The organism is Chloroflexota bacterium (assembly GCA_018829775.1).
Taxonomy (GTDB): domain Bacteria; phylum Chloroflexota; class Dehalococcoidia; order Dehalococcoidales; family RBG-16-60-22; genus E44-bin89.
In genome coordinates this window covers 1-5,744 of sequence record JAHJTL010000052.1, presented here as the reverse complement: position 1 = coordinate 5,744, position 5,744 = coordinate 1, and the positions used below count along the sequence as shown (strand labels likewise).

Sequence of the window (5,744 nt, the reverse complement as noted above, 5' to 3'; positions counted from 1 at the left end):
GCGCCTATAGCTCAGCGGACAGAGCATCGGTCTTCGGAACCGAGGGTCGTGGGTTCGAATCCCTCTAGGCGTGCCACTTTTTGAAGCTAAAACGACAAACCGGAAGACCTCATTGTTGAGGTCTTTTTGATTTTTGCTAACAAATTGCTAACAGATGGTTTGTATTGTTGAAACTGTTAATGACTACATGGAGGTTGTTCGCCAATGAAAATACGTGGACCTGGCTGACCATCAAATCGGGATTCTCCGATTTTAGGATTAACGTCATCCCGAAATGTAGAGCTTGGGAATTTAGGTACAATTTTGGCATCGATGTTTAAAGCTGATTGATGAATCGTTTTAACAGGAATTACTATTTCATCCATGAGAAGTTCAAAGTTTCCTATCGATATATTGAGCACCGGACGCTGGACGTTGTGTTGTTTATCGCTAGTGACCACATTTGGTAGCTCTAAAAAAACACTGAAAAGACTATTGTTTCTAAGTATCCCTATTGCAGCCAACACACCCTCAGGCAAAAATGCTTGATACCGATCTTGAATATCAGTAAGCCTATCTTTAAGGAGTCGAGTTTCTCTGCTAATATGGTCTAGCCAAGTTATTTTTGGCGTCACTGGAGCATTATTGCTTAAAGATAAGTGCAAGAATATTAAGTCCATGGACCTAGCGCTAAATAATTCCTCTATTGTCGTAGGGACAAAACCATCTGACGATGCCTTAATCATACCTGCAAAAAAGGACATCATTCTATTGATGCTCTGTGAAGCTTCAGACAGAGCTATTCTTGCGACTTTTATAACGGCTTTTTCTTGTCTACGGCGTAAAGTAAAGTCTAGAGCGAGGGCAACTACATAAGTACCAATCGTACCGACTATGATATTCTCTACAAGACTAATATGACGTCCAAGTAATAAAGGAAACCATATGTACATTACAATCAATGGAATAGTAAGGATAGCAACACAAATACCGAAGATAACGAAAATCTTCGTTGTTGACATGTGACAATCTCCTTACAGATTAGGATATAATGTTCACTGCAATATTACAAAATTCAAGAATAATTCCTTATGTTATGGGTCATATTATCTAAGCGATGTTAAAGTACCATTGCAAATGTCTTCCGACAAGGCTTGCCTCATAGCGTCATCAAACCCTTTAGCAGCAGCTTCCTGCAATCCTGGCGCTACATGGCTGTAAGTATCAAGGGTTACTTGAATACTGGAATGACCTAACCTTTCCTGGACAATTTTCGGGTGTGTACCCTCTTTGAACATCTTCTTTTGAATTTAATTTAGAAGATGAAGGATAACACAATGTTAATCGCTCATCTTGATTCCGGCATATTCCTCAAATATCGTTATGATGGCAGCAACGTCTTTTCCACCGAGTCCACGGGATTCTGCCATCTCGAAAACTTGATAAGGTATGCTGGAAATGAAAATCGGTGTGCTTAAATCTACGGCTGTCTGCATTATTGAACGCATGTCCTTGCTCATGGTGTTAATTGCCCCTCTTGGTTCAAAGTCCCTGTTTATCATTCTAGAGCCGAACATCCTCCAAATAGCGCTGTCACCTAGGCTATTGCTTATAATCTCATGCAGGACTTTCAAATCCATCCCCAGTTTTTTGGCCATTATCAGGGCTTCGGCTGCCGCTACTTGGTAGGCACCAACCAGAAGCTGGTTAATCATTTTGACTGTCTGACCCTTCCCTACACCACCGGTATAATAGACGTGTTTTCCCATAGATTTTAAGAGAGGCTCATTTTCTTTAAACACCTTTTCCTCCGCTCCCGCCATTAATACCAGAGTGCCTTCTACAGCTCGCTCATGCCCTCCGCTAACCGGTGAATCAATAACAGCCACACCGCTCTTACTGGCTACTTTTTCTACCTCAGCCATTTCCAGAGGTGAAATCGTACTCGTGATTATAAGAGTTGAGCCATTTTTCATTCCACCCAGTACTCCCTCTGGAGGGAAAACGACTTCTTTAATCTGGGGATAGTTAAGAACCATCACCACGATGGTGTCACATTGCTGTCCAAGTTCTTTAGCGCTTTTGGCTACCTTGACTCCCAGTTTCTCCATCTCAGCCAAAGGTTCTTTCCTTATATCATAAACAGTGAGAGAGAACCCCGCTTTTGAAATATTGGTTGCCATAGGTTTTCCCATTGAGCCTAGACCAATGAAGCCAATCTTTTTCCCACCTGCTTGTGTCATATTTCCTCCCTCCACTCGTTTTTGATAAAGAAACTCCTACCCTTTAGCTAAAATTACCCGCTGGCAAGCATTTCCGTGTTACTTTATCATCTGACCGGGTAGCCAGAGGATTAGCTGAGGAAAGGCCACGCATAGCCCCATCCCAATCAAGATGAGAAAAACAAACGGAAATACCCCCCGGATTATGTCACCCATGGTAACTCCCAAAGATGGGTCAGCTGAACCTCGGAGATAGAATATAGCATGGGCCATGGGAGGTGTCATGAAAGACATCTGAAGATTAACGCAGACCATCATGGCAAACCAAAGGGGGTCAAACCCTAGAACGGGCACAAGGGGAGATATTATAGGAACCATGATAAAGAGGATACCTAACCAGTCAATGAAAAACCCCAGGATGAAGAGCGCAAACATGACTATGGCAAAGGCACCCCATTTGCCCCCAGGGGCAGCCAGAATGAGTTCTTCTATTACCTTTCCGCAACCGGCGGCGAGAAAGACACCGACGAAGGCGAAAGACAATCCTCCGATGAGCAGTATCATGGCGGTAACCCTCAGTGTTCGGCTTAGCGTGTCCTTCAGGATTTCAAGATTCAATCGTCGGTAGACAAGGGCCAAAACGGTAGCGGCAAAGGCACCCACGGCGGCAGCTTCAGTGGGAGGGGCTACTCCAAAAAAGATGGTGCCCAGCACCGCCAGGATAAGTAGCGCGGGAGGAACCATCGAGGTAAGAAGCATAGTCGTTTTCTTAATGAAGGGGACTTTCCTTTCTTCAGCAGGCACTGCCGGTGCAATATTTGGCTGAAATAAACAGCGCAGGATAATGTAGCTGCAATATAAACCGGAGAGGATAAACCCGGGGATAAATGCGGCCATAAACAGCTTTCCCACCGATATAAAAGCCATTGGCCCATAGATAACCAGCATGATACTGGGGGGAATAAGGATACCCAGGGTGCCGCCGGCGCAAACCGAGCCTGCGGCTAGGCTTTTGGAATAACCTCGATTTACCATGGCGGGAAGGGCGAGAAGGGATAGCATGGTAACCGAGGCGCCAATGATGCCGACGCAGGCAGCCAGGATAGTACCCAGTAACACCGTGGTTACCGCCAGTCCACCCCTGAGCCCACCGAGCCACAGGTATAAGGCATCATACAATCGTTCGGCGATTCCCGAGCGTTCCAGCATAATCCCCATAAAAATAAACAGGGGGGCGGCTAGGAGGACATAGCTGGTTATCAGGGCAAACAAGCGCGTATACATAAGATTAAGTACCGAAGGTCCCAATATGGCATAGCCAAGTATTAAGCCGAGAGCACCAATAGGGATGGCCAAGGGATAACCGCTCAGAATCCCCACCAGAATCCCGCCCAGCATTATTAAGGTGGTAATCTCTGGACTAATTTCAATCATAGTTGTTGGTTCCTTGTCAGCCGATACAGGTCGCGAATGAGTTGTGCCACACCCTGAAGGGCAAACAGAAACAGTCCCAGAACCACTACGGTTCTGATTGGACCGGTTATCGGGTACCAGTTACTTCTAGCCATCACTTCACCCATTGACCAGGCGAACCACATCCTATCCCAGGCAACGTACGTAAGGGAAAAGAGCAGCGGAAAGAAAAATAATAAGGCAAGAGCGACATCGAGAATTGCCTTCCCTCTGGGCGACAAGTGGGTATAAAACACATCCACTCTCACATGCCCGCCGTGCTTGTGGGTATAAGACCAGCCCAGAACCGCAATGGTACCCCCTAGCATGCTTGCAGTTTCAAATGACCACATCGTTGGCGCATTAAAGACATATCTTGCCGAGACCTCAAAGCAGAGCACCAGCACCAGGGCCAGGCAGGCCCACCTTACTACCATTCCCGTGTATTCACTAATGTTATCAATAACCCGAACTATGTTTCTCATAATTAATTACTCCCCCGCTCCGAGAGCGGTTCCCGGAGCGGGGGTTAAATCTGACATCTGTCTAACTAAGATAGTGCGGTGCGGTAAGAGGCCTAACTTATCGTATGCCCAGGCTGTCAGTTGTTGCTTGAAACGCGCGCTGAGATTCTACTACCTTGGCGAAGAAGGGGTCAGCGGCTGACTTCTCGTCGTAGTACTCTTTAGCTAGTCTCGCGAACTCATCTTCTACTGCCTGGGGCAGGGGTTGGACTTCGCAGCCATAATCGATGAAATTCTGTATGTTACCCGCTTCTGCCTGTATTTCCCGGCCATAAAATTTCAACGCCTCCAGCCATACTGCCGACTCTAGCATTTTTTGCAGGTCAGGGGGGAGCGCGTTCCAACTCTGTTTGTTGATATGGAACAGCTGGAGGTCAGTGGGACCGCGGGTTGCCGACTGATAGACATACGGGGCCACTTCCTGGAAGCCCATGCCCCAGTTGGCGCCAAAGGTTCCCATTTCAAAAGTGTCGATGACTCCCCGCTGCGTAGATTCATAGATTTCCCCACCAAACATGGTGACTACGGACGCACCCATATTGGCGATGATATTGGCAGGGTCACCGAGGGCGCGCATCTTCAACCCCTTGAAGTCAGCCGGGGTGTTCAGAGGCTTTGTGGAGTGGGCCCATACCTCCGGGCTGCTGAGACAATAGGAGGCGAGTGGGTACGAGTCTATCGGTTCAAACATCTCTCTACAAAGCTCGATTCCTCCTCCCTCCATATACCACAGTGCCTGTGGTATAGGCGTCATCCCGCCAGCCACCTGGAAGAAGAGGCCGGCTGAAGGGAACATGTCCATCACAAACACAGTGGCAGAGGCACCAGCGTCAATAATGCCGTCACGTACCCCTTGAATTACTTCCGCACCGGGCACAATTTCATCACCGGCAAAGAGCTCCCATTGCATACGCCCGCCACTCGCAGCCTCAACCCTTTTAGCCAGTTCTTCCACCACATGGTAACGGGGGTCTGCCTTCGGTTGCATTGACACCACTTTCCATTTAATTACTTCCGGCGGCTGGGCCGGAGCTGGTGCGGGAGCAGGAGATGGGGCTGGGGTCGGTGCTGGTGCAGGTGCTGGTGCGGGAGCTGGTGCTGGCGCGGGAGCTGGTGCTGGTGCTGGCGTGGGAGCTGGTGCTGGTGCAGGCGCGGCACAACCAGCCACCACACTTACAGCTAATAACAATGCCAGCGGAATCAACAATATTTTCTTTTTCACTGATTTACTTCCTCCTAAGATTTTGTAACCTAGCTGTGTACTAATTTTTTTGCTGAAGCTTATCACCCCCTTTTTTATTAATCTGGTGCAAGCACCTTAGATTTGAACAGGGTGAAAACTGGCCTTTCGGCAAGACTCGGATAGTCGATATAGTTCCCGCTAGATTTAAAAACAAAATGACGATTACTCAATTGGAACAATCGCTGGAGTGAACCCCTGAAGCTGGACACAATGGGGTAGGAAGGTTTGGCAGGGTCCAAGTATAATGAACGAAAGAGAGGACCTTGCCATGAAGAATCAGAGGACGTTCAGCTTAGAGTTTAAACGCCAGGTAGTTGAGGAACT

The 5,744-nt window shown here is 47.7% G+C and carries 5 protein-coding genes and 1 tRNA gene; 1 reads left to right on the top strand and 5 read right to left on the bottom strand.

The window, feature by feature from the left end:
- Positions 1–76 (top strand) — tRNA-Arg (locus tag KKD83_05165).
- A 100-nt stretch (positions 77–176) separates the two neighbouring features.
- On the opposite strand, the gene KKD83_05160 is transcribed toward KKD83_05165, so the two are convergent.
- The 5 genes from KKD83_05160 to dctP form a co-directional block, all read right to left on the bottom strand.
- A complete protein-coding gene (locus tag KKD83_05160; protein MBU2535539.1) occupies positions 177–1,001 on the bottom strand; it encodes a hypothetical protein in 825 nt (274 codons plus the stop codon).
- Between the two features lie 318 nt (positions 1,002–1,319).
- The gene (locus KKD83_05155) at positions 1,320–2,222 is read right to left on the bottom strand and encodes an NAD(P)-dependent oxidoreductase (GenBank protein MBU2535538.1); all 903 of its coding nucleotides are present in this window, start codon (positions 2,220–2,222) and stop codon (positions 1,320–1,322) included.
- Between the two features lie 78 nt (positions 2,223–2,300).
- Entirely contained in the window at positions 2,301–3,635 is a 1,335-nt protein-coding gene (locus KKD83_05150) for a TRAP transporter large permease subunit (GenBank protein ID MBU2535537.1), read from the bottom strand.
- Positions 3,632–4,138, bottom strand: a complete 507-nt coding sequence (locus tag KKD83_05145; GenBank protein ID MBU2535536.1) for a TRAP transporter small permease subunit — start codon at positions 4,136–4,138, stop codon at positions 3,632–3,634. Before KKD83_05145 ends, KKD83_05150 begins: the two co-directional genes overlap by 4 nt.
- 97 nt (positions 4,139–4,235) lie before the next feature.
- Positions 4,236–5,399, bottom strand: coding sequence for a TRAP transporter substrate-binding protein DctP (gene dctP, locus KKD83_05140; GenBank protein ID MBU2535535.1), 1,164 nt, complete (start codon positions 5,397–5,399; stop codon positions 4,236–4,238).
- Positions 5,400–5,744: the final 345 nt, after the last annotated feature.